This is a genomic window from Paenibacillus paludis (assembly GCF_042610515.1).
Classification (GTDB): domain Bacteria; phylum Bacillota; class Bacilli; order Paenibacillales; family Paenibacillaceae; genus Paenibacillus_AQ.
This window is the reverse complement of the sequence record NZ_JBGJZP010000002.1, coordinates 1-22042: the sequence shown is the minus strand read 5'-3', so window position 1 is coordinate 22042 and position 22042 is coordinate 1. Positions and strand designations below refer to the sequence as shown.

The 22042-nt window shown below is 51.3% G+C and carries 27 protein-coding genes; 26 read left to right on the top strand and 1 reads right to left on the bottom strand.

The window, feature by feature from the left end; all coding sequences use genetic code 11:
• Nucleotides 1-35: 35 nt before the first annotated feature.
• From trpD to ACAN56_RS03315, 19 genes are all read left to right on the top strand, one after another.
• On the top strand, nt 36-1076 hold the full coding sequence (gene trpD / locus ACAN56_RS03405; protein ID WP_379140481.1) for an anthranilate phosphoribosyltransferase: 1041 nt from the start codon (nt 36-38) through the stop codon (nt 1074-1076).
• Nucleotides 1066-1896 (top strand): indole-3-glycerol phosphate synthase TrpC, encoded by an 831-nt coding sequence (gene trpC / locus ACAN56_RS03400; protein WP_379140478.1) that lies wholly within the window; start codon nt 1066-1068, stop codon nt 1894-1896. Before trpD ends, trpC begins: the two co-directional genes overlap by 11 nt.
• Nucleotides 1889-2566 carry a phosphoribosylanthranilate isomerase gene (locus ACAN56_RS03395; RefSeq protein ID WP_379140475.1) on the top strand — a complete coding sequence of 226 codons (678 nt, stop codon included), beginning with the start codon at nt 1889-1891 and terminating at the stop codon, nt 2564-2566. Before trpC ends, ACAN56_RS03395 begins: the two co-directional genes overlap by 8 nt.
• Nucleotides 2563-3762: a tryptophan synthase subunit beta gene (gene trpB, locus ACAN56_RS03390; protein WP_076109850.1), complete on the top strand. Its 1200-nt coding sequence runs from the start codon at nt 2563-2565 to the stop codon at nt 3760-3762. The genes ACAN56_RS03395 and trpB overlap by 4 nt, the downstream gene beginning before the upstream one ends.
• Nucleotides 3759-4580, top strand: coding sequence for a tryptophan synthase subunit alpha (trpA, locus tag ACAN56_RS03385; protein WP_342436222.1), 822 nt, complete (start codon nt 3759-3761; stop codon nt 4578-4580). Before trpB ends, trpA begins: the two co-directional genes overlap by 4 nt.
• 57 nt (nt 4581-4637) lie before the next feature.
• The gene (hisC, locus tag ACAN56_RS03380) at nt 4638-5735 is read left to right on the top strand and encodes a histidinol-phosphate transaminase (protein WP_076109848.1); all 1098 of its coding nucleotides are present in this window, start codon (nt 4638-4640) and stop codon (nt 5733-5735) included.
• Nucleotides 5736-5784: 49 nt separating this feature from the next.
• Nucleotides 5785-6879, top strand: coding sequence for a prephenate dehydrogenase (locus tag ACAN56_RS03375; protein WP_379140472.1), 1095 nt, complete (start codon nt 5785-5787; stop codon nt 6877-6879).
• Nucleotides 6880-7608: 729 nt separating this feature from the next.
• On the top strand, nt 7609-8196 hold the full coding sequence (locus ACAN56_RS03370) for an RNA polymerase sigma factor (protein ID WP_038594474.1): 588 nt from the start codon (nt 7609-7611) through the stop codon (nt 8194-8196).
• 5 nt (nt 8197-8201) lie between these two features.
• On the top strand, nt 8202-8795 hold the full coding sequence (locus tag ACAN56_RS03365) for an anti-sigma factor (protein ID WP_038594472.1): 594 nt from the start codon (nt 8202-8204) through the stop codon (nt 8793-8795).
• Nucleotides 8796-8952: 157 nt separating this feature from the next.
• Nucleotides 8953-9540 (top strand): histidine phosphatase family protein, encoded by a 588-nt coding sequence (locus tag ACAN56_RS03360; protein ID WP_038600248.1) that lies wholly within the window; start codon nt 8953-8955, stop codon nt 9538-9540.
• Nucleotides 9541-9630: 90 nt separating this feature from the next.
• Nucleotides 9631-10719 (top strand): hypothetical protein, encoded by a 1089-nt coding sequence (locus tag ACAN56_RS03355; RefSeq protein ID WP_379140469.1) that lies wholly within the window; start codon nt 9631-9633, stop codon nt 10717-10719.
• 11 nt (nt 10720-10730) lie between these two features.
• Entirely contained in the window at nt 10731-11237 is a 507-nt protein-coding gene (locus tag ACAN56_RS03350) for a gamma carbonic anhydrase family protein (protein WP_038594465.1), read from the top strand.
• A gap of 18 nt (nt 11238-11255) precedes the next feature.
• Nucleotides 11256-11435, top strand: a complete 180-nt coding sequence (locus tag ACAN56_RS03345; RefSeq protein WP_038594463.1) for an IDEAL domain-containing protein — start codon at nt 11256-11258, stop codon at nt 11433-11435.
• 128 nt (nt 11436-11563) lie between these two features.
• Nucleotides 11564-11989: a DUF2487 family protein gene (locus tag ACAN56_RS03340; protein WP_379140466.1), complete on the top strand. Its 426-nt coding sequence runs from the start codon at nt 11564-11566 to the stop codon at nt 11987-11989.
• A 221-nt stretch (nt 11990-12210) separates the two neighbouring features.
• Nucleotides 12211-12765 carry a QcrA and Rieske domain-containing protein gene (locus tag ACAN56_RS03335; protein ID WP_038594455.1) on the top strand — a complete coding sequence of 185 codons (555 nt, stop codon included), beginning with the start codon at nt 12211-12213 and terminating at the stop codon, nt 12763-12765.
• A 5-nt stretch (nt 12766-12770) separates the two neighbouring features.
• Nucleotides 12771-13442, top strand: a complete 672-nt coding sequence (qcrB, locus tag ACAN56_RS03330; RefSeq protein ID WP_038594453.1) for a menaquinol-cytochrome c reductase cytochrome b subunit — start codon at nt 12771-12773, stop codon at nt 13440-13442.
• Nucleotides 13443-13470: 28 nt separating this feature from the next.
• Nucleotides 13471-14352, top strand: a complete 882-nt coding sequence (locus ACAN56_RS03325; RefSeq protein WP_038594451.1) for a menaquinol-cytochrome c reductase cytochrome b/c subunit — start codon at nt 13471-13473, stop codon at nt 14350-14352.
• A 94-nt stretch (nt 14353-14446) separates the two neighbouring features.
• Nucleotides 14447-15085, top strand: coding sequence for a DUF1405 domain-containing protein (locus ACAN56_RS03320; protein WP_379140463.1), 639 nt, complete (start codon nt 14447-14449; stop codon nt 15083-15085).
• A 56-nt stretch (nt 15086-15141) separates the two neighbouring features.
• On the top strand, nt 15142-16041 hold the full coding sequence (locus ACAN56_RS03315; protein ID WP_379140461.1) for a sporulation protein YpjB: 900 nt from the start codon (nt 15142-15144) through the stop codon (nt 16039-16041).
• Nucleotides 16042-16224: 183 nt separating this feature from the next.
• On the opposite strand, the gene ACAN56_RS03310 is transcribed toward ACAN56_RS03315, so the two are convergent.
• Nucleotides 16225-17094: a YitT family protein gene (locus tag ACAN56_RS03310; RefSeq protein WP_342436214.1), complete on the bottom strand. Its 870-nt coding sequence runs from the start codon at nt 17092-17094 to the stop codon at nt 16225-16227.
• 159 nt (nt 17095-17253) lie between these two features.
• Here ACAN56_RS03310 and ACAN56_RS03305 point away from each other — a divergent pair, with 159 nt between their 5' ends.
• The 7 genes from ACAN56_RS03305 to ACAN56_RS03275 all read left to right on the top strand — a co-directional run.
• A complete protein-coding gene (locus ACAN56_RS03305; RefSeq protein ID WP_038594447.1) occupies nt 17254-17583 on the top strand; it encodes a nucleotide pyrophosphohydrolase in 330 nt (109 codons plus the stop codon).
• A 59-nt stretch (nt 17584-17642) separates the two neighbouring features.
• Nucleotides 17643-18164, top strand: a complete 522-nt coding sequence (locus ACAN56_RS03300; RefSeq protein ID WP_038594445.1) for a tetratricopeptide repeat protein — start codon at nt 17643-17645, stop codon at nt 18162-18164.
• A 34-nt stretch (nt 18165-18198) separates the two neighbouring features.
• Entirely contained in the window at nt 18199-19002 is an 804-nt protein-coding gene (gene dapB / locus ACAN56_RS03295; RefSeq protein WP_342436212.1) for a 4-hydroxy-tetrahydrodipicolinate reductase, read from the top strand.
• Between the two features lie 17 nt (nt 19003-19019).
• Nucleotides 19020-19442: a methylglyoxal synthase gene (gene mgsA / locus ACAN56_RS03290; protein ID WP_038594440.1), complete on the top strand. Its 423-nt coding sequence runs from the start codon at nt 19020-19022 to the stop codon at nt 19440-19442.
• Nucleotides 19442-20146 carry a bacillithiol biosynthesis deacetylase BshB1 gene (gene bshB1, locus ACAN56_RS03285; protein ID WP_038594437.1) on the top strand — a complete coding sequence of 235 codons (705 nt, stop codon included), beginning with the start codon at nt 19442-19444 and terminating at the stop codon, nt 20144-20146. The genes mgsA and bshB1 overlap by 1 nt, the downstream gene beginning before the upstream one ends.
• Before the next feature lie 97 nt (nt 20147-20243).
• Entirely contained in the window at nt 20244-21401 is a 1158-nt protein-coding gene (gene bshA / locus ACAN56_RS03280) for an N-acetyl-alpha-D-glucosaminyl L-malate synthase BshA (protein WP_038594434.1), read from the top strand.
• A gap of 10 nt (nt 21402-21411) precedes the next feature.
• Nucleotides 21412-22042, top strand: a 631-nt coding sequence (locus tag ACAN56_RS03275; RefSeq protein ID WP_379140455.1) for a CCA tRNA nucleotidyltransferase, incomplete at its 3' end; no start/stop codon positions are given.

Genomic DNA, 22042 nt, shown 5'->3' with positions numbered 1-22042 from the left:
GAATGCTCCATAAAACTTTTAGGAGGAAAAGAACTATGGAAGCAAGTCAATTGATGCAATCAGGAATTGCCGGACTGATAGAGGGCAGGGATCTAACCCGCACACAGGCACGTGAGCTTATGGGAACAATAATGGAGGGATCGGCATCACCGGCGCAAATCGGCGCCTTGCTGACCGCATTGCGGATCAAGGGGGAAACGGTGGAGGAAATTACCGGTTTCGCCGAAGCCATGCGCGGTTTCGGTACTCCTGTGCTTACGGAGCGCACCCGGCTGCTGGATACCTGCGGAACCGGCGGTTCCGGAATCCATAAATTCAACATTTCTACGGCCTCGGCGATCATATCCGCAGCCGCTTCGGTCCGGGTCGCCAAGCACGGCAACCGTTCTGCTTCCGGCAGAGCGGGCAGCGCTGATGTGCTGGAAGCGCTGGGCGTCAACATTCATCTGAATGCGGAGCAGGCCCGGCAGTGTCTGGACAGCATCGGTATCTGCTTCCTGTTCGCACAAATCTATCATCCATCCATGAAGCATGCCGCTGCACCCCGGCGTGAGCTCGGTGTCCGGACCGTATTCAACATGCTTGGACCGCTGACCAATCCAGCGGGAGCCGACCGGCAGCTGATGGGCATTTATGACCGCAGCAAGACGGAAACAGTCGCGAATGTACTGAAGGAGCTCGGCTCCAAGCGCGCGATGATTGTAAGCAGTCTGGATGGTCTCGATGAAATCAGCATTTCGGCACCTACACAGGTATCCGAGCTGAAAGACGGGGCTGTGTTTACCTATGAAGTGACTCCAGAGGAACTGGGCCTCAGCAGACATCCGCTGGAAGATGTGCTTGGCGGAGATGCAGCTGAAAATGCAGCGATTATCACCGCCGTGTTGGCCGGAGAAGTTAATCCTTACCGTGATATTGTATTGGCCAATGCAGGTGCTTGTATCTATGTCGCCGGATTGGCGGATACATTGAGAGATGGCGTAGAGAAAGCAAGAGAAGTAGTAGATTCAGGCGCGGCACTGCTCAAGCTGGAGCAGCTGAAAGTCATGACGAAGGAGCTTGATTATGTATCTTGAACGGATTGTTGCCACCAAAATCAAAGAGGTAGAAGCGCTGGCCGCGACTTTTTCGCTGGCTCAGGCTGAACTTGAAATTTCCGGGCTGCCGTCGACAAAAGGATTCCGTGATGCGCTCACGAAGCGGCGGAACAGAGAGATGGGGCTGATTGCGGAAGTGAAGAAGGCTTCCCCGTCCAAAGGTCTGATCCGGGCGGATTTTGACCCGGTTTCCATAGCACAAGGCTATGAGGCGGGAGGTGCTGACTGCTTGTCCGTTCTTACGGACAGCGAGTATTTTCAGGGCAGCGGTTTATACCTGCAGCAGGTTAGAAAGGCGGTAAGTCTTCCACTGCTGCGCAAGGATTTTATTATCGACGAGAAACAGATTTATGAGGCGCGTCTGCTGGGAGCGGATGCCATCCTGCTGATCGCGGCTATTCTGGACCCGAACCGGCTTGCTAACTTCACAGAGTTGGCTTCCTCACTGGGAATGGATGTACTCATTGAGATTCATGACCGCAATGAACTGGAAATGCTACTGGAGACCGGCAAAGCGGCACATCCGAATGTGCTGCTGGGAATCAACAACCGCAACCTGCATACCTTTGAGACCTCGCTTGCGACTACGGCAGAGCTGGCCACGCTTGCACCTAAGGGAGTGCCAGTGATTAGTGAGAGTGGAATAGCCGGGCCCGGCGATATAGACTATCTGAGCACAACCGGCGCCCTTGGCGTGTTGGTAGGAGAATACTTAATGCGCCAGCAGAACGTGGAGCAGGCAGTGAATGAACTGCTGGGTCCGGTACAGGCAGGGAAAGGCCGTGCCGTGCATGAGTGAGACAATGGTAAAAATCTGTGGACTTCAGGACGTTGAAGTGCTAAAATCTATGAAGCGATTACCACTGGATTATGTCGGTTTTGTCTTTGCTCCCAGCCGCCGCAGAATAACCCCGGAGCAGGCAGCAGTGCTTACCGCGCAGCTTGCGGACTGGCAGGCAGACAAGGCTCCGGAAGCCGCAGGTGTGTTTGTGAACCCGGAACTGGCAGAGCTTCGGGAAATCATGAAGGCAGTTCCACTGGGTGTGATACAGCTGCATGGGCAGGAAAGTGCGGAATTTTGCCGTGAGGTTAAGCTGGCGTTTCCGCAGGTACAGGTCTGGAAGGCTCTTTCTGTGGTCAGCCGTGATACGGAACAAGCTTCGGATAGGCATAGTAGCCTGGAAAGCTATGCCGGTGTGGTGGATGCATTGCTGCTGGATACTTATGATCCGCAGGGCGGCGGTTCAGGCCGGACGTTTGATTGGGAACGTATTCCTCACTTCCAGCAGGCGGCAGCGGCGTATGGACTGCCGTTATTTATCGCCGGGGGACTGGAGCCGGGCAATGTCAGTGAATTGCTGACGGGCTACGCCCCGGATGGCGTGGATGTTTCCAGCGGAGTGGAGAGCGGCGGAATTAAGGATATTGTTAAAATGACAGCTTTTGTGGAAAGGGTGAAGCAATCATGATACAAGTACCGGACATCAATGGGCGTTTTGGTTCTTTTGGAGGCCGCTTCGTTCCTGAAACTCTAATGAATGCACTGATTGAGCTGGAGGAAGCCTACCGCAAGTATTCGGGGGAACCGGCTTTTCAGGAAGAAATAGATTATTTGCTGAAGCAGTATTCCGGACGGGAGACTCCGCTGTATTATGCGGAACGTTTCAGCAAGCATATCGGTGAGGCCAAGATCTATCTAAAGCGTGAAGACCTGAATCACACCGGAGCACATAAGATCAACAATGCGATCGGTCAGGGAATATTGGCCAAGATGATGGGCAAAACGAAGGTTATTGCCGAGACAGGTGCAGGCCAGCATGGCGTAGCTACGGCTACGGTGGCAGCGCTCCTTGGGATGGAATGCAAGGTGTTTATGGGGGAGGAGGATACACGCCGCCAAGCGCTTAACGTTTTCCGTATGAAGCTGCTGGGGGCAGAGGTTATACCGGTGACTTCCGGATCACGGACACTCAAGGATGCAGGGAATGAAGCGCTGCGCTACTGGGTCAGCAATGTTGAAGATACCTTTTATATCTTAGGCTCTGCGGTTGGGCCGCATCCTTATCCGATGATGGTCCGCAACTTCCAGCGGATTATCGGCGATGAGACCCGCCGCCAGATTCTGGAGGCCGAAGGCAGGCTGCCGGATCTGCTGGTTGCTGCCGTAGGCGGAGGAAGCAATGCGATCGGCATGTTCTATCCATTTATGGAGGATGAGAATGTCGGCATGATCGGAGTAGAGGCTGCAGGCAAGGGGATCGATACCCCTTTTCATGCTGCGACAATGAGCAAGGGAACCCATGGAGTATTTCAAGGCTCCCTGAGCTATCTGCTGCAGGATGAACATGGACAGGTTACAGAGGCGCATTCCATCTCTGCCGGATTGGATTATCCGGGAGTTGGCCCTGAGCATTCCTACCTCAAAGATATAGAGCGTGCCCGATACGTGCCGATTACGGATGAGGAAGCGCTTGAGGCTTTGAAGCTGCTGTGTATGACTGAAGGCATTATTCCAGCTCTGGAGTCGGCCCACGCCTTGGCGCATGTTGCTAAGATCGGACCCACGCTCACCAAAGATGATATTGTAGTCATCTGTCTGTCCGGGCGCGGCGACAAAGACGTGGAATCTATAATGGCCTATACGGAAGGAGCGGGTAAGCAATGACAACGGACACGACAAACCGGATGGATTTGACCTTCCGGCAGCTTAAAGAGGCCGGACGGACGGCCTTGATTCCTTTTCTGACGGTTGGCGATCCCGATCTGGAGACCACGCTTGATATCATTGCCGAACTGGAGGCGGCGGGTGCAGATATTCTGGAGCTGGGCGTTCCTTACTCCGACCCGCTCGCGGATGGTCCGGTGATCCAGCGGGCATCTGCTAGAGCGCTGCGAGGCAGCATTAACCTTCGAACCTGTATGGAAACGGCACTGAAGGCCCGACAGGCGGGAAGCGAGCTTCCGTTCATTTTGTTCACCTATTATAATCCGGTTATGCAGATGGGCCTGGACACCTTTTTTGCAGAGCTTGAGACCCACGAAATCAGCGGCCTGATCATTCCCGATCTGCCTGTGGAGGAGTCCGGGGAAATGCGCCTGCGCAGCCGTGAGGCCGGTGTGAATCTGATACCGCTTGTCGCGCCGACCTCCAGTGAGCGGATTGCCAAAATTGTCTCCGGTGCCAGCGGTTTTGTCTATTGTGTCTCCTCCCTTGGTGTGACGGGCGAAAGATCGTCGTTTCATACCGGAGTGGATGACTTTATTGAATCCGTACGCCGGGCAACAGACTTGCCGGTAGCTGTTGGATTTGGCATCTCGACGGGCGAGCAGGTGGCACGGTTTGCCCGCATTTGCGACGGTGTGGTCGTAGGCAGTGCCATTGTCCGCAAGGTGGAGGATGTGATTCCGCTGCTGGACAATCCGGATACCCGCAGCCAAGGACTGTTGCAAATTCGTGAATTTGTGGCACAATTAAGACCATAACAGTCTGCTGACAGACCTGAGAGCAGCTATCTTACCCATGGAGAGCGAGGAACATAAATGAATCCGAAACCAAATATTATCAACCTCCCTGTCTACAAGCCAGGCAAACCTATTGATGAGGTTAAGAAAGAACTGGGCTTAAGCGAGGTCATTAAACTGGCGTCCAATGAGAACCCCTATGGTCCTTCACCGAGCGCAAAAGCTGCTATTATTGCCGATCTGGACAATCTTTTTCTGTATCCTGATGGCGCGGCCGCTGATTTGACAAGCGCACTGGCAAGCCACCTTGGCGTGGAGAACGACAATATCATATTCGGCTGCGGCTCCGATGAAATCATCGCCTTGATTACACGTGCCTTTTTCCTGCCGGGTGACGAGACAATTATGGCGGATCAGACCTTCTCCGTATACAAGAGCAATGCCGATATAGAAGGTGCTGTTTCGATAGAAGTGCCTTTGGCAAATGGTACACATGATCTTGACGCGATGCTGGCTGCAGTGACGGAACGGACAAAGGTGATCTGGATCTGCAATCCCAATAATCCAACCGGTACGATTGTGCCTGAAGAGGCGCTGGTCACTTTCCTGAACGCGGTTCCTGCGAATGTAATGGTGGTGCTCGATGAAGCATACTCCGAATACGTAACAGACCTTTCCTACTCGGATGGAATTGAGCTGCTCGCTAAGTATCCGAATCTGGTGGTGCTGCGCACCTTCTCCAAGATTTATGGGTTGGCTGCGCTCCGCATCGGCTATGGTGTTGCAAGTCCGCAGATTATCAAGCTGATTAACCAGGTTCGGGAACCTTTCAACACTTCCCGTCTAGCCCAGGCTGGCGCCTTAGCTGCACTGGCTGACCAGGATTATGTGCAGGAATGCCGCCGTCTCAACAGCGCGGGCATCATTCAGCTTCAGGGAGAATTCAAACGCCTGAGCCTGGACTTTTTCCCGGCACACGGTAATTTCATTATGGTAGATGTACGCAAGCCTGCAACCGAAGTATTCGACGCCTTGCTGCGTCAAGGCATCATTGTAAGAGCGGGCCACAGGCTTTACCCGACTTATATCCGTGTTACTGTCGGATCGACAGAGCAGAACAAGGCTTTTATCGCCGCTTTGGAGCGGGTGCTTAAAGATCAGAAGGTACAGGTGTAACCTGTAACAGACAAGACGATACCTATAGAAGGCAGGTAGTACAAAGAACATGACGACAAAAATAGCCATTTTCGGTGTCGGTCTGATCGGAGGCTCACTGGCCCTTTGCTTCAAAGGCAAGGAGGGCCTGACCGTCGTAGGCCATGCCCACCGTCCTGAATCCGCAATTAAATATGTCAGCAGAGGTGTTGTCGATCAGGCAACACTTTCTGTTGAAGAAGCGGCGCTGGACGCCGATTTTATTTTTCTATGCGTGCCTGTAGGCATGCTGGAGGATTATTTGCAGCAGTTAAGCAAGCTTCCGCTGAAACCCGGCTGCATCATTACGGATGTCGGCAGCACTAAGGCCAGCATTGCCGCCTGCGCGGTTTCACTGGACTTTCCCGATGTGCATTTCATAGGCGGGCATCCCATGGCCGGTTCCGAGCGCTCCGGTGTGGAAGCAGCCTCCTCACTGCTGTTTGAGAATGCCTATTATGTGCTGACACCTCCGCCGGGAGTGCCGGACGATGCGTATCATGCACTTGAATCCTTGCTATTACATACCAAAGCGCAGATCGTCCGGCTCGATCCGGAACGCCACGATGAAATCGTCGGTGCGATCAGCCATCTGCCGCATATTATTGCCGTCGCGCTTGTGAATCAGATTCATGCCTATGATAATACGGATTCCCTGTACAGCACTTTGGCTGCAGGCGGCTTCCGCGACATCACACGGATTGCTTCCAGTGATCCGATCATCTGGCGCGATATTCTGCTTAACAACCGTACGGTGATGCTGCGCTTGCTGAAGGATTGGAATCAGGAGGTATCTTCATTTATCGAATTGCTGGAGACGGCGGACGGAGAAGGCATTGAGGAGGCTTTCAGCGAAGCTAACGGCTTCCGCAGCCAGCTGCCGGAGCGCCGCAAAGGAATGATTACGCCATTGTTCGATCTCCATATTGATGTTCCCGATCATCCGGGTATTATCGGGCGAATCGCTACAGAGCTGGGGGATCAGGGTATCAACCTTAGCAATGTGCAGATTATTGAGAGCCGTGAAGACGTTCCCGGCATTATGAGGCTGTCTTTTCGTCAGGAGAATGACATGGAGCGGGCTAAGATTCTGCTGCAGCACAATGATTATACGGTATATGTGTAGAAGCCGGGGCGAATGCCCCGGCTTTTTTAGTTATTAAGATATATAAGATATCGGACTCCACGAAAATAACCTGAGTAAACTTCGAAGTCAAAGCCCTTTTTGGTTTGGGTTACGGCGCACCTCAGCCTGAAAATGGACAAAAAAAGACCGCTTACAAAGTAAGCGGCTACAATTCACAATGAATTGGAATTGTGCAGTGTTTGGATAGGAGTGGAGAGAAACCATACTGTACTTTTATTATATGTATCCGTTTACATTTTGTCAACACTTTCTTTAAACTTTATTTTCCAAATCGCAGATCCGGCCATCCGGAATAGATAAGAAAGAGCGTTTCGACTGACTTTTTATGTGCACAGATGGCAGGTTTAGGAATGAAGCAGGATTCGACTTAATATCCGAAATGTAAAATAGTGTATTGTTGCCCCGAGTCTATTAATGTCATCCTGTTAGAATCTATGCTATACTGGGTTAAGTATGTTTATAGATTCCTTTCCGTAATCATCAAAAAAGCGCCGTGCGGGATGTAAGGAAACCTGTAAAGATGCGTATTTATTTCTGTATTTACATGTGGCATGCCTTTTTTACCGGGTATTTGAATATACATAGGAAGTATTTCATAAAACGGTACAAATTTAGCGTAAAAGCGCAACTTTTTAAGCCCCGACCGGTATAAGTAGTTACAGACCGGCCGGGATTAAACGTGCAAGGGCGAGGAGGGCCGAACTCACCATGACGGATTCCCAGTTGATCCAGCTTATTAAGCAAGGAAACACAGAATTATACTCGGAACTGATGCGAAGATACCAACGAAAAATATTGGCTTTTGTCTATCATATGCTTAAGAATTCCCATATGGAGCTGATTGCTGAAGATCTCTGCTCGGAGACCTTTTATAAGGCGTTCCGCAGCTTGCATTCCTTCCGTGAAGTGGATGCTTCATTCTCGACATGGCTGTATACAATCGCCCGTAATACGGTGCTGAGTGAGCTTCGCAAGAATCGTGCAGGCAATGTATCTCTCGAAGAAAGCGGATATACTCCTGTAGCTCCGCCAGAGGTAGCACCGGAGCAAGCGGCGCTGCGTAAAGAACGGATGATGCTGGTCCGTGAAGCGATCAATAATCTACCGGAGAAGCAGCGTTCTGCACTCATTCTGCGTGAATATGATCAAATGGATTATCAGGAAATCGCCATTATTTTGGATCAGAGTGTCAGCTCCGTGAAATCATTATTGTTCCGTGCCAGGAGCAGTGTGAAGCTCCAGCTCGAGTCCTATTTCTATGAGCCTGAACTTGAAGAGCAGGCTGAGAGGGTGTAAGGCCAATGAACTGCAGGGAAGCGCAAGATTTCATTCCGCTATTGTGGGACGCTCCCCCCACCGACCCCAAGCGGATTGAACTTGAGAGGCATATTGCAAGTTGCCCGTACTGCGCCTCCGAGTGGGCATTGTGGCAGGAGAGCAGCGAGCTTATGCTGGAGACGAAGGTAGAAGTCAGCGAAGAACGTGCGGAAGCTATAAACCTCAGGGTTATGGAGCGGATTTATCTCGAGAGTCCCTGGCTGATGCCCGGGGACGGGAAATCTGCCGGTAATTCTACAGTTTTCCGCCGCCGGATAAGCCTTTGGATTGCCTGCTTTCTGGCAGTGTTTCTATCGAGCTTCCTATATTTCACTATGTTTAAGACATCCCATAACACAACCACAGCGCAAAGCGGGATTGTGGATACGGGTGTGGCCGGCCTTTCACTAGGATGGTCGCCGGCTTATCCTGTTCTGGAATCAGAAGGCGGCATTATCGAGCCGCTTGTAGTAAGCATGGGGCCAACCCATCCACAATATTGGATGATGCTGTCCATGCTGGGGGTAGGCTTATCGATATTTTTGCTCATCCGGTTGAACCGTTACCGCAGACAATGAGGAGCTCCCTTTACTACCAAGTAAAGCGGGCTTTTTTTGTTGTCTTGTTTCCGTGCAGGAAGAGCGAAAAGGCATAATAATCTTTCAAAAAGAAGACATTTGTTTTCATTCATGATACATTATTAAGCAAACATAAAGGAGGGGAAGGGTGATGGCAATGCTTATCGGCTTAGTACGCCATGGGCTGACCGATTGGAATGCGGAAGGAAAGATACAGGGGCAAAGTGACATTCCGCTTAACGATGAGGGCCGGAGGCAGGCTGAGATGCTGGGAGACAGGCTTCTGCAGGAACCTTACCGCTGGGACTACTGCATTACCAGCAGTCTTTCCCGCGCAGCGGAGACAGGGAAGATCGTAGCTGCCAAGCTGGACATTCCACTGCTTGAACCCGATCACCGGATCCGTGAGCGTGCCTATGGACAGGTGGAAGGCATGACTGCGATGCAGCGGGAGGAGAAGTGGGGCAAAGAGTGGAACCTGCTGTCGCTGGGTCAAGAAACGGATGAACAGCTGCAGGTACGCGGTCTTGCTTTCCTGGAGGATCTATCAGCCCGTTATCCGCAGAGCAATGTGCTGGTAATTTCCCACGGCGGCTTTCTGGCTCAGCTGTACACCGCGCTTTATAAGGACAAGTACACAGAACGTCTTGGCAATCTGTCGCTGACCATCCTGGAGAAGAAGGAACAGGAATGGAGTCCGCTGTTATACAATTGTACACGTCATATCTTGCAAAATCAGCGTTAACCCGAAGCCTCGGGTTATTTTTTTTGCGTAATAAGGAATAAAAAGGGCTGTATTTCCCATAATGGTAGTAAAACGGTGAGGCGATAAAAGATGAATCTGGCGGATATGCTCACTTACGCAGACATTGGTCAGCTTACCGCCATTGCGGGGCGCTACCAGTGCGATTGCAAACGAAATTCTAAACATGATTTGATTCAGAGTATACTAATCACGCTGGGAAGCCGCGATTTCATGGAGACTCATATCCGGGATTGCACCCCGGAGGAACTGCGGTTTCTCAACACGCTGTTGTTCGACGAACGCAGCAAATTCAGTCTTGAAGATTTGCTGGCTGCTGCGAGGCAGGCCTGCTTTGATGCACCTGCCGGCAAAAGCGGCGGTTACCGTGAGATGGTCAGCCGGTTCAAAAGCGGCGGATGGCTCTTCAGCGGCGCCTCACAGCAGAGCAGATACCTCTTTCAGGTGCCGGAGGATCTGAAGAACCGTTTCCGCGAGAGGATGGGACAGCATATCAAGGAACACGTGGTCCGGAGCAGTGAACCAGCGGTATACCGCGGGGAAGGTGACCTGCTGGCGGGCGATCTGCTGCTGTTCCTGCGTTATGTGATGGACAATGAGCTGGAGCTGAACCAGGAGGGTGCCCTCTATAAACGTTATCAGCAGGGCGTAATGAACGCGATCCAAGTTCCTGAGCCGCTGCTGGGCAAGGGGGGCTGGAGATTCGGTTACGGCAGAGCATGCGAGCATTATCCGCCAAGAGTGGCGCTTCTGTATGATTATGCGAGGCACCGCCGCTATATTTCGGAAGAAGGTTACCGTTTGAAGCTAACCTCGGCAGGTGAGACGCTGCTTGCGGAAGGAAAATCAGAAAGACTGATGCAGTTATTCACCTTTTGGTTAAAACTCTATAAAGGTGCTGTTCCTAATCTTCCATCGCTCGTATACTGGATTAGCGTAAGTGCGGAAGAGTGGGTGAGCGTTTCTTCCTTGGTGGAGGGATTGGGCTGGCTGATCAAACCGTTTTACTATGATGACGCCGCATCGATCCTGGAACAGCGAATTTTGCGGATGATGCTGCATCTTGGAATGATCCGGCTTGGGGAGACACCTGAAGGCCCGGTAGTCCAAATGACGCCATGGGGAACGGAAGCTGCCACTCCGAAGCGACTGCCGAAGTAAGGGGGAGGAAAATGCGGATTGCTTATGGGAATTACATACCGCAGCTCGATGAATCTGTTTACGTGGCAGAAGGGGCTAAGCTGGTAGGGAATGTGAGTGTAGGACAGCATTCAAGTATTTGGTTCAATGCGGTGCTGCGGGGCGATCTTGCTCCAGTCATTATTGGAAAAAGCTGCAACATTCAGGATGGGGTTGTAGGCCATGTGGCGGAGAATCTGCCGCTGATATTGGGGGATGACATATCGGTTGGGCACTCCGCAATCATACATGGTTGCAGGATAGGCAGAGGCACATTAATCGGAATGGGTGCGATTGTATTGAACGGAGCAGAGATTGGTGAATATGCTTTAATAGGAGCCGGATCTCTTGTAACCGAAAACAAAGTGATCCCGCCGTACACCCTTTCCTTGGGTACCCCCGCCAAAGTGGTCCGTGAATTGACCGAGCAGGACTTACTGAGAATGTCACGCACCAGCGAGAGTTATGTGAACAAGGCGAAGGAATATGGAAACTTCTAAACAGCGGAGGTGTATCGAATGGACAAAATGAAGGCTACCTATGAAGTGATGCTAGGGCTTGCGGCAGAAATGGTGTGGGATGAAGCGCTGCGAAAGCGTCGTACCGACATCTTGTACCGGGAGATTGACACAGCGCTGGCGGCCGGAGATAAAGCGGCTTTCCGGTATCTGACTGAAGAACTGAAAAGTTTGGCATAAGAGATGCGCTTGGCGCATTTCTTTTTTTGTTGTCCTGTAAAAGAGGGATTTAACGGTATCTTCGAGAAAGCAAGGAGAAATGTTTGTCAAAAATGTTTGAACAATTCAGGTGAGGGGAATGAACAGTAATGAAATTTAGTGATTTTGACAAAAGCAGCTGGGAGGCAAACTGCAAATACTTCGATACCTGCCTGATTCCGTTTACCGGCCTGACGGGTACGGAGAGTCCGCCGGAGGCGGCAGAGGCACTTGAACGGCTGCGTGATTTGCTGGACTGTATTGAACAACCCTTTCAAGGACGCATTGTAACCTACCCGGCAATTCAGTACAGCTCAGGTGACAGTCTTCAATACATAAATGAGATTTGCCGAAAAGTCAAATCCAGTCACTTCCAATATGTCATTGTGGCTTCATCCGATTTGGAGGTATTGTCCAACGAAACTGTTGAAAGCGATTTAGTCCTTTCCCTGACTGGATTTGACGCGTCCCGGATAATAGCCTTTAAGAGTCAGATAGGAAGAGAAATTGAGCAGATGTGGCAAGGTGATAAATGAGTTAAATGTGACAGAAAATCAACAATTCATAAAAAAGTACCCCAATATGCCTGTCACAATTTAGACAATATTCTTGACGGGTTTTGGACCCTACGCTATGATTAGGTTGAACTTATATGTCGTGTGACTTATATCATTGTAAACGGATTATTTACAGGAAAAACCTCTGGATAACACTGCAGGTGCCTTCTCCAATTTCTGAATAGGGGGTTACACACAGTATGAGCAGCCATGAAGAAGAGCAGGAGCCGCATCCGCAAGGACCGCCCAGCCAAAAAGAGATGTCACGCAGACAGTTTCTAACCTATACCCTTGGCGGAGCTACCGCTTTTATGGGGGCCGGGGCAGTCCTGCCGATGATCCGTTTTGCCGTAGACCCGATATTACATAAAAAAGGCGAGGGTGAATTCATCAAAATTGCGGAAACCTCTAAAATTACCGATGAACCGCAGGAGTTTACGTTTGAGCTGAAACAGCAGGACGGATGGTATGCCAGTACAGCTACGCTGACGGCCTGGATCCGTAAAAATGAGAGCGGAGAAATTTATGCGCTTTCACCGATCTGCAAGCATCTGGGATGTACGGTCAGATGGAACAATAACAAGTCCTATCCGGATGAATACCATTGCCCATGTCATGGAGCGAGGTATACCAAAGTAGGCAAGAATCTAGAGGTCGCCCCGAAGCCGCTTGACCAGTACAAGACCAAGATTGATGGAGGCTGGGTCTATCTTGGCGATATCGTCCCCAACACCGAAGCTAAGAAGGAGGCGTAAATCTGATGTTTAAAAATGTCTACAACTGGATTGATGAACGTCTGGATATTACGCCGATTTGGAGAGATGTCGCCGATCATGAGGTACCTGAGCATGTCAATCCGGCACATCACTTTTCGGCATTTGTCTATTGCTTTGGCGGACTTACTTTCTTTATTACAGTCATTCAGATCTTATCGGGCATGTTTCTGACAATGTATTATGTTCCAGATATTATAAATGCCTATGCCAGTGTGGAATATTTGCAGACTAAGGTGGCCTTCGGGCAGATCGTCCGCGGTATGCATCACTGGGGCGCAAGTCTTGTCATCGTGATGATGTTCCTTCATACAATGCGCGTATTTTTCACCGGTTCCTACAAGGCACCGCGCGAAATGAACTGGATCGTCGGTATGCTTATCTTTTTCGTGATGCTGGGGCTTGGACTGACCGGATATTTGCTGCCTTGGGACAACAAAGCTTATTTTGCAACCAAGGTTACACTGGAAATTGCTAATTCTGTACCCGTTATGGGGCCTGTGCTGAAGGAACTGATGCAGGGCGGCACTATTGTCGGCGCAGAAACTTTAACCCGTTTTTTTGCACTGCATGTATTTTTCCTCCCGGCGGTCCTGCTTATTCTGCTCGTCGGACACTTTATTATGATCCGCAGACAGGGTATCTCCGGTCCGCTGTAAGTCAATTGACAGAAAGGGGGAACTGCAGATGGCACACAAAGACAAGGACAACACCAAAGAAAAGGTCGTATTTGTCGGTGATTCCCGTGTCCGCAAAGGTAACGGTTTCATTACACCGCCGGACTATACGGCATATCCGGGCAAATCGGAAGCGTTTATTCCCAACTTTCTATTGAAAGAATGGATGGTCGGTGTCGTCGTGCTGGTGGGCATCCTGGTGCTGACCATTTCAGAGCCGGCGCCGCTAGGCTTCCCTGCGAATGCCAGTGCAACCGTAATTCCGATACCAGACTGGTATTTCCTGTTCCTGTATCAATATTTGAAGCTGCCTTATGCCTCCGGCGACTATATTGTGCTGGGCACACTCGGCGTTACAGGCGTAGCCTTTGGGGCGCTCCTGCTGGCCCCCTTTCTGGATACGGGCCGGGAACGGCGGTTCTACCGCCGGCCGATCGCTTCCTCTTTAATGTTCCTCTCCCTCGCAGCGATCATTTATTTGACGAATACAGCCTGGACGGAATATAAGCATGAAATGGCGTTAACGGATCAAATTCCTGAGGATGTGCAGCGTGAGGAAAAGGCGGCAGAGAACAGAGCCAAAGGTTTGCCGACCACAAGTGTTGTTGAAACGGAGGAAGTAGCCATCGTGGACAAGAGTGATCCGGCGATGGCGCTTTATAAGCAAGCTACCTGTGTTTCTTGTCATGCTGTCGATATGAAAGGTGGAGGTAGTGTGCCTGCGCTTCGTGGTGTCGGCGATACCCATGACAAAGATGCGATTCTCGCGATCATTAAAGAGGGACAGGGGCAAATGCCTCCGATGTATGAAACGGCGGTGGCGGCAGGTCTGACAGAGCAGGATATTGACACTCTTGCCGGCTGGCTTGCCAAACAAAAAAGCGAACAGTAAAATAATGATAAGCGCAAACCTGATCGTGCATGCGGTCAGGTTTTTGGTTGTGTAAATGCAGAGGCTGCCATGATCTAGGAGGTAATGTGTCGATATGCCGTTTCATTGGTTCGAGAAGTTGTTTAAACACCGGGGAGTCATATGGCTGCTCTTTATTGTGAATTTCTTCGGTACGATTTACGGTTACATGTGGTACGGCAATCAACTGGAATATACAGCAGCCAATTATCCTGCCTGGCTGCTTCCGTTTGTTCCGGATAGTCCGACTGCGAGCCTGTTCTTTACGGCCGCTTTATTGCTCCTGCTGTATCCGCCAAAGAGTCTGAAAGGGACTCTGCTGCGTGAACTGATCGAGGCACTGGCGGTTCTCACCTCCGTGAAGTACGGTATCTGGGCGGTAAGTATTATTTTTGCCGGGGGATATCAGGGGGACACTGTGGGCTGGAAGGACTGGATGCTGGTCGCATCGCATACCGGGATGGCGGTTGAAGCGCTGATCTATGCCCGCTTCTTCGCTTTCCGCAGAATGCTGCCATTAGCGCTGCTCTGGACCCTTGCCAACGACATGGTGGATTATTCGATTGGGATTTATCCGTGGCTGCCTTCTGTGCTGGAGGATGATGTAATTGGTGTGCAGTACTTCACTATTGGATTAACCTTGCTCAGCGCCGCCGCGGCCTGGATTTTCAGCAGAAGAACCAGGCCGCTGGAGAGCTTCAGCGACAGGCGCTGACAGGCTGTTCTATCTCTTGTCCTCCTGCCATACATTTAGGGTAGGAGGGATGTCTCATGCCGCGCAGGGGATATTATGTGCTGACAGGGTTAGTGTTGTGCTGGCTGCTTGCCGGAGGTAATACTGGAAAGGTTATGGCAGATTCTAGTGCTGCCGCTGCAGGTTCCGGCCTTGAGAATTCGCTTAGTACCGGGAGCTCCGTAGGCGGAGAAGCTCCAGCGCTTACCGGCAGGACTGGAGCGCAGCGGCTGGAGCAGGCGGCAGAAACTTTGTACAGCTATGTTCTGGAAGGGAATGTCGCCAAGGCAAGGCAGGAGAGCGGGGAGATTTCACAGATTGTTGTATCCTCATCCTTTGAAGGCCTGACCTCGGTGGAAGGAATAAATGCACTGACGACAGTGGTTATGGATCTTAAGACTACAATGGCGGCTGCGCAAATCAATCCCCAGAAGTGGGAAGCTGCCGCTGCCAAGCTCAGGCTCGCTGCCAACAGTCTGAATCATCCAAAGCAACCGATGTGGCTGCAGTACTACAAGCTGATCCGCGAGGATCTGAACGATATGGAGCAAAGTGCTGTTGCCAATAATCTTAAGGATTGGAAAACGGCAGTAACAAGACTGCAAAGCAGATATGATAATATCCGCCCTGCAGTGGTCATCTCCCGCCAGCCGGAGGTGGTGAATGCCTTTGATTCCTGGTTATCTTACGCGGCGGGTATTCCATCCTCCTCTCAGCCGATCGAACGCACACGCCTGCTGGAGATCGTTTCTTACGGACAGGACGCAGTGCGGGTGATGTTTGGCAAAGAGAGGGATGAGCCGGCTTTATCTCTGCCGCTGTCTCCGCCGGAGTATGGAGGGTGGGGGCTGCTTGCCGGGGCGTTTATTCTGGCAGCGCTGGCCTATACCGGATACCGCAAGTACCGCGGCGAGAATGAGGAGTGGAAGCCGGTATAGATCCGGCCATGAGGCAGGCGGCGGCAGACCCCGTATGGTTAATAGTTCTGCCACGATACATTTTCTGCTGATTATTAGATGTAGCTAAAATAAAAGGCTCCCCCATCATCCATCGTGATGATGGCAGGGAAAGCCTTTTTTTGTCCACCCTCTATTAATGATGAATCACGCTGATTCATGGATTTAGGTTTGCCGGAAGCCTTCCCCCTGCACATCATGCACATCGCTGATGATCACAAATGCCGTGGGGTCGATGGATTTCACCAGCTGGCTGAGGCGGCGGATCTCCTGGCGGGAGACGACACAGTACACCATATGCTTCGCCTGCTTGGAGTAAGCGCCGATAGCAGGGATAAGCGTTACGCCCCTGTCCATCTCTGCTGTGATAAGATCGGCAATTTGCGGGGCGTCATCGCTGATAATGGTGAAGGCTTTGGCGGCATACGCACCTTCCTGTATAAAATCAATGACCCGCGAAGAAATAAAGACGGCGACCAGGGTATACAATATTTTTTCCCGGGGTATGTAGAGCAGGGAGGCGCCAATGATGATAATGTCGACAGCCAGAATAATCTGCCCCATGCTCCAGCCGAACTTGCGGGCAAGAATTCTGGCTACGATATCGACACCGCCGGTGGTTCCGCCGTAACGGAAGACGATCCCAAGTCCCGCGCCAAGCGTCACCCCTGCATATAATGAAGCAAGAATGAAATCATGCTCGGTGCTGAACGGGACAAGCCAGCCGCCGGCAATCAGCCGTTCAAATACCCAGAGGAAAAAGGTCAACAAACCGATTCCTATACCTGTATAAAAAATCTGGTTTGAGCCGAGTACTTTCCAGCCGAGCAGGAACAGCGGAAGGTTAAGCAGTAATGTAGTCAGGAATATAGGAAGGTCAAAGGCGTAATTCAGCAGGATGGTAATCCCGGTTACCCCGCCTTCCATCAGCTGGTTGGGCACTATAAAATAGAGAAGCCCAAATGCATAGATTGCGGCACCGAGCATAATGGGAGCTACTGTTTTGCCGATCGCGAACAATTTGGATGATTTCATATAATCCCTCGCCTAAGCCTCTTAATGGGCAGTTTGTACTAACATTGCTTTCACGGGGTGAAGCTGTAAATTTAAAAAAGATTTGTCTTCAAAACGTCTTTACGATAACATAGGGGCAAACAGAAGGCAAGAACTCTCAGGGGGGCGAAGAAACAAATTATGGATAAAAGTCTTGGTGATTTGCAGCGTGAAGTCGACGCGTACATCTCACAATTTAAAGAAGGTTACTTCAGCCCGCTGTCTATGCTGGCCCGAATGTCCGAGGAAGTGGGTGAGTTGGCCCGTGAAGTAAACCATCAGTTCGGTGAGAAGCCGAAAAAATCCGACGAAGCGGAAAATTCCATTGAATTGGAGCTGGGCGATATTCTGTTCATTACGATCTGCTTCGCCAATTCGCTGGGCATCGATCTGACCGAAGCCCACAATAAAGTCATGCATAAGTTCAATACCCGCGATGCCGGGCGATGGACACTGAAAAACACCGATTAGGCTTCTATAACATATGCTGTACCAAACGAACGGGATTTAGCCGTTAGGATGGTGAGGATATGAATCATAACGATTTTGTAAAAGCGGCCTACCGCTCTATTCTGCGCAGCGATTTCGCCGAAGCGATACACTTCTTTGAGGCAGCTATAGCGGCCAGTCCGGATGATGCCGAGGTGAGATACCGCTGTTCCATTACCTATGCCCGCAGCGGGATGCTGGAGAAGGCGCTGGAGCATGCACTGGCAGCGCTCAAGCTTGATAACGGCAAGCCTGAATACCGGCTGCATCTTCAGCATCTGCAGGCGCTACAGCTTGTCCAGGAGGCCAAAAGGCTGCTTGAAGATGAAACGGAAGGGACAAATAATCCGTATCATCCGATCACGCTGCTGAAAGAAGCGATTACGCTGGATCCACTATACGGGGATGCATATGTATGGCTCGCCATTGCGCACAGCCGGATGAACGAGCACTTGCAGGCCATCGCCGCGATGAAAGAGGTCATTTCCCTGCATCCGGATGATTCCGGTCTGCGGCAGCTCATGAAGGACCTGCAGAAATCATTGCAAAAATATATCCAATAAACATGGAACCAGTGAAAGCGAGGAGGAAATAAGGGTGAGCGACAAGATCAGAGTAATTGTCTCCGGAGCAGGAGGCAGAATGGGCAAAGAGGTAATAAAGCTGGTGCTGCAGGATGATGAACTGGAATTGGCTGCGGCAGTAGATCGATCGGCAGGCAGTATCGATGCCGGTCGTCTCGCGGGACTGGAAGAATGCGGAGTTAATGTTACATCGGACTTTGAGGCCGCCCTTGCACATAGCAGCGGGGATGTGTTAGTTGATTTCACGACTCCTCAATCAGCCTTTGCTAATACGACACTCGCAATTAAATATGGGGTACGTCCGGTGATTGGTACTACCGGATTTACTCCCGAACAAATTAAGGAACTGGACAAGCAATGCCAGGAACAGGGAATCGGCGGGCTGATCGCACCTAACTTCTCCATCGGGGCCATCCTGCTTATGAAGTTTGCCGCCCAAGCTGCCAAGTATTTTCCACATCTCGAAATTATCGAGTATCATGGAGATCAGAAGCTGGATGCTCCATCGGGCACGGCAATCAAGACAGCGGAAATGATTTCTGAAGCGCGTGAGGAGCTGCGTCAAGGCAATCCTCAAGAAGAAGAAATTATTGAGGGCTCACGCGGCGGCTACTACAACGGCTTCCGCATTCATAGCGTCCGCCTCCCCGGTGTGTTTGCCCAGGAGGAAGTAGTCTTCGGCGGTTTTGGGCAATCGCTTAAAATACGCCATGATTCTTACGAACGGGCTGGATATATGCCTGGAGTCAAGCTGGGTATCCAGAAAGTGATGGAGTACACAGGAATGATCTACGGTTTTGAGCACTTTATAGAATAGACAGGAGAGAAGAACACATGTTGAAGATTGCATTTATTGCACATGACCGGAAAAAAGATGAGATGGTGAATTTTGTAACCGCTTATGAGCATGTATTTACAGGACTTGAGATGTACTCTACAGGAACGACCGGCCAGCGGATTATGGACGCAACCAACCTTCATATCCACCGCTACATGTCCGGTCCGCTGGGCGGAGACCAGCAGATCGGTTCGCTGGTGGCGCAGGATGAGCTGGATCTGATTATTTTCCTGCGTGATCCTTTGATGGCACAACCTCATGAGCCCGACATTACTGCCCTTCTGCGTTTATGTGACGTGTATGGCATTCCGGTAGCGACAAATATTGCTACTGCGGAAATTCTGGTCAAGGCGATTGACCGGGGCGATTTCGGCTGGCGGGAGCTGGTACATAAGTACAAGCCGGGTGTGGACGAATAATGAAGCTGGATATCCTAGTATTCGGCGCTCATGCCGATGATGCCGAGATCGGCATGGCTGGAACCATCGCCAAACATACTGCTGCAGGCCTGAAAGTGGGCCTATGCGATTTGACCGCAGCGGAAATGTCCTCGAACGGAACCGTGGAACGGCGCAAGCTGGAAGCTCAGCAGGCCGCTGATCTGCTCGGTGCCTCACTCCGCACGAATCTGGGGCTCCCTGACCGGGGACTCTATTTGACAGAGGAGCATCTCTCAGCGGTGACCTCGGAAATTCGCAAATTCGCACCGGACATCGTATTTGCACCTTATTGGGAAGACCGCCATCCTGACCATATTGCTTGCAGCAAGCTGGTGGAAGAGGCGGTGTTTAATGCCAAGCTGCGCAAATATATGCCGGACAAGCCTGCGGTAGCGGCACCGCTGCTTTATTTTTACTTCATTAACGATCTCGGACGGTGTGATCTTATCGTGGATGTGACTGCACAATACAGCATTAAAGAGCAGGCGCTATCCTGCTACCGTTCGCAATTCGAGAAAGCACCTGGTGAGGATGTAGTTTCGACCCCGCTTAATGAAGGCTATATCGAACGTGTCCGTTCGCGGGATATGCTGCTAGGACAGCGCAGGCTTATTCCTTATGCGGAGGGCTTCGCCAGTAAAGTGCCGCATGCCGTTGAATTGTTCACCACCGGAGGCCGTTAAACACAAAGCTTTATTTCAGCCCGATGAACAACTATAATTAACTCATGTCATTACTAAAAGTACTAACATAACATAAGTTTATCGAAGGGGCGGAGCTATGGACCGGCTAAAAATAGGCATCACTTGTTATCCGTCTCTTGGCGGCTCGGGTGTAGTGGCGACTGAACTGGGCAAGCTGTTGGCTGAGAAAGGCCATGAAGTCCATTTTATTACACACAGTATCCCGTTCCGGCTTGGTACGTTTCAGAAAAATATATTTTATCACGAGGTAGAGGTTAACGATTATTATGTCTTCCGTTATCCCCCCTACGATCTGGCGCTCGCTACTAAGATGGCTCAGGTCGCCAAAATGCAGGGGCTGGATTTATTACATGTCCATTATGCGGTGCCGCACGCGGTCTGCGCTTTCCTTGCCAAGCAGATGTTAGGCAATGACATTAAAGTGGTAACGACACTGCATGGTACCGATATTACTGTACTTGGCCAGGATGAATCGCTTAAGGATTTGATCCGTCTCGCCATCAATGAGAGTGATGCGGTGACGGCGGTGTCTCTGGATCTGATCAACGAGACACGGCGTGTGCTGGATATTACCCGCGATATTGACCTGACTTATAACTTTGTCGATAAACGTGTGTATTATCCGCGTGACGTGTCCGACCTGCGGGGGGATTTTGCTTCACCGAATGAGAAAATCCTGATGCATATCAGCAATTTCCGTCCAGTCAAACGTGTCGGTGATGTGGTTGATATCTTTGCGAAGGTGAGCCATGAGTTGCCTGCCAAGCTGCTGCTGGTGGGTGAAGGGCCTGATCTGCCGAAGATTCAGGCAAAGATCAATGAGATGGGTCTGGAAGACAAGGTTCGCTTTCTCGGTAAGCAGGATGATATTGCACAGGTCATTTCCTTGGCCGACCTCCTGCTGCTGCCTTCCGAGAAGGAAAGCTTTGGTCTTGTAGCCCTGGAAGCGATGGCTTGCGGTGTGCCGACAATCGGCTCGCAGGCCGGCGGAATTCCGGAATTGATCCAGCATGGCAAAACCGGCTTCCTGGCTCCGATTGGCGATACGGCCGCCATGGCTAAATATGCCGTTCAGCTGCTCTCGAATGAGGACATGATAGAGCAATTCAGAAGAGCTTGTCTGGAGCGGTCCTGCAACGATTTCAGCAGAGACATGATTACGAATCAATATGAGGATATTTATTACCGTGTGCTTGGGCGCAAGGTGCTCGGACTGGATAAAGTCCGGGGGTAAGGGGTGCTTCATGGAATGGAAAATGGCACCATCCGGCATGGCAGAGGCGGCAGGCAAAGTGATTGCCACCCTGCTTGCAGACGGCCGTGAGGCATATTTTGTCGGCGGCTGCATCCGTGATGAGCTGCTTGGCAGACCGGTGCATGATATGGATCTTACGACTTCGGCACTGCCGGAAGAAGTAATGGCCATGTTCACACGTTGTGTCCCGACCGGGCTTGCACACGGCACGGTTACAGTATTGCAGGATGGATATAGCTTTGAAGTAACGACGTACCGGACGGAGAGCGGCTATGCCGATCACCGCCGCCCGGAGCACGTCTTTTTTGTAAGCGATGTGCAGGAGGACCTGCGGCGGCGCGATTTTACGATCAATGCCATCTGCTGCGGCCTGGATGGGCAGCTGGTCGATCCTTTTGGCGGAGCTGCTGACCTGAAGCATCGCCTGATCCGCTGTGTGGGCACGGCGGAGGAACGCTTTGACGAGGACGCGCTGCGCATGCTGCGCTGCGTGCGGTTCGCGTCTGTGCTGGACTTCGCCATCGCCAAGAATACGTGGCGGGGGCTGCTGCGCCAGCGTGACAAGCTGGCGCATATTGCCGTAGAGCGTCTCCGCGCGGAGCTGGAGCGCATGATAGAGG

Excerpts from the sequence above, each read along its gene's own strand:
- trpD (WP_379140481.1), top strand. The coding sequence starts at position 36 with ATGGAAGCAAGTCAATTGATGCAATCAGGAATTGCCGGACTGATAGAG.
- trpC (WP_379140478.1), top strand. The coding sequence starts at position 1,066 with ATGTATCTTGAACGGATTGTTGCCACCAAAATCAAAGAGGTAGAAGCG.
- ACAN56_RS03395 (WP_379140475.1), top strand. The coding sequence starts at position 1,889 with ATGAGTGAGACAATGGTAAAAATCTGTGGACTTCAGGACGTTGAAGTG.
- trpB (WP_076109850.1), top strand. The coding sequence starts at position 2,563 with ATGATACAAGTACCGGACATCAATGGGCGTTTTGGTTCTTTTGGAGGC.
- trpA (WP_342436222.1), top strand. The coding sequence starts at position 3,759 with ATGACAACGGACACGACAAACCGGATGGATTTGACCTTCCGGCAGCTT.
- hisC (WP_076109848.1), top strand. The coding sequence starts at position 4,638 with ATGAATCCGAAACCAAATATTATCAACCTCCCTGTCTACAAGCCAGGC.
- ACAN56_RS03375 (WP_379140472.1), top strand. The coding sequence starts at position 5,785 with ATGACGACAAAAATAGCCATTTTCGGTGTCGGTCTGATCGGAGGCTCA.
- ACAN56_RS03370 (WP_038594474.1), top strand. The coding sequence starts at position 7,609 with ATGACGGATTCCCAGTTGATCCAGCTTATTAAGCAAGGAAACACAGAA.
- ACAN56_RS03365 (WP_038594472.1), top strand. The coding sequence starts at position 8,202 with ATGAACTGCAGGGAAGCGCAAGATTTCATTCCGCTATTGTGGGACGCT.
- ACAN56_RS03360 (WP_038600248.1), top strand. The coding sequence starts at position 8,953 with ATGCTTATCGGCTTAGTACGCCATGGGCTGACCGATTGGAATGCGGAA.
- ACAN56_RS03355 (WP_379140469.1), top strand. The coding sequence starts at position 9,631 with ATGAATCTGGCGGATATGCTCACTTACGCAGACATTGGTCAGCTTACC.
- ACAN56_RS03350 (WP_038594465.1), top strand. The coding sequence starts at position 10,731 with ATGCGGATTGCTTATGGGAATTACATACCGCAGCTCGATGAATCTGTT.
- ACAN56_RS03345 (WP_038594463.1), top strand. The coding sequence starts at position 11,256 with ATGGACAAAATGAAGGCTACCTATGAAGTGATGCTAGGGCTTGCGGCA.
- ACAN56_RS03340 (WP_379140466.1), top strand. The coding sequence starts at position 11,564 with ATGAAATTTAGTGATTTTGACAAAAGCAGCTGGGAGGCAAACTGCAAA.
- ACAN56_RS03335 (WP_038594455.1), top strand. The coding sequence starts at position 12,211 with ATGAGCAGCCATGAAGAAGAGCAGGAGCCGCATCCGCAAGGACCGCCC.
- qcrB (WP_038594453.1), top strand. The coding sequence starts at position 12,771 with ATGTTTAAAAATGTCTACAACTGGATTGATGAACGTCTGGATATTACG.
- ACAN56_RS03325 (WP_038594451.1), top strand. The coding sequence starts at position 13,471 with ATGGCACACAAAGACAAGGACAACACCAAAGAAAAGGTCGTATTTGTC.
- ACAN56_RS03320 (WP_379140463.1), top strand. The coding sequence starts at position 14,447 with ATGCCGTTTCATTGGTTCGAGAAGTTGTTTAAACACCGGGGAGTCATA.
- ACAN56_RS03315 (WP_379140461.1), top strand. The coding sequence starts at position 15,142 with ATGCCGCGCAGGGGATATTATGTGCTGACAGGGTTAGTGTTGTGCTGG.
- ACAN56_RS03310 (WP_342436214.1), bottom strand. The coding sequence starts at position 17,094 with ATGAAATCATCCAAATTGTTCGCGATCGGCAAAACAGTAGCTCCCATT.
- ACAN56_RS03305 (WP_038594447.1), top strand. The coding sequence starts at position 17,254 with ATGGATAAAAGTCTTGGTGATTTGCAGCGTGAAGTCGACGCGTACATC.
- ACAN56_RS03300 (WP_038594445.1), top strand. The coding sequence starts at position 17,643 with ATGAATCATAACGATTTTGTAAAAGCGGCCTACCGCTCTATTCTGCGC.
- mgsA (WP_038594440.1), top strand. The coding sequence starts at position 19,020 with ATGTTGAAGATTGCATTTATTGCACATGACCGGAAAAAAGATGAGATG.
- bshB1 (WP_038594437.1), top strand. The coding sequence starts at position 19,442 with ATGAAGCTGGATATCCTAGTATTCGGCGCTCATGCCGATGATGCCGAG.
- bshA (WP_038594434.1), top strand. The coding sequence starts at position 20,244 with ATGGACCGGCTAAAAATAGGCATCACTTGTTATCCGTCTCTTGGCGGC.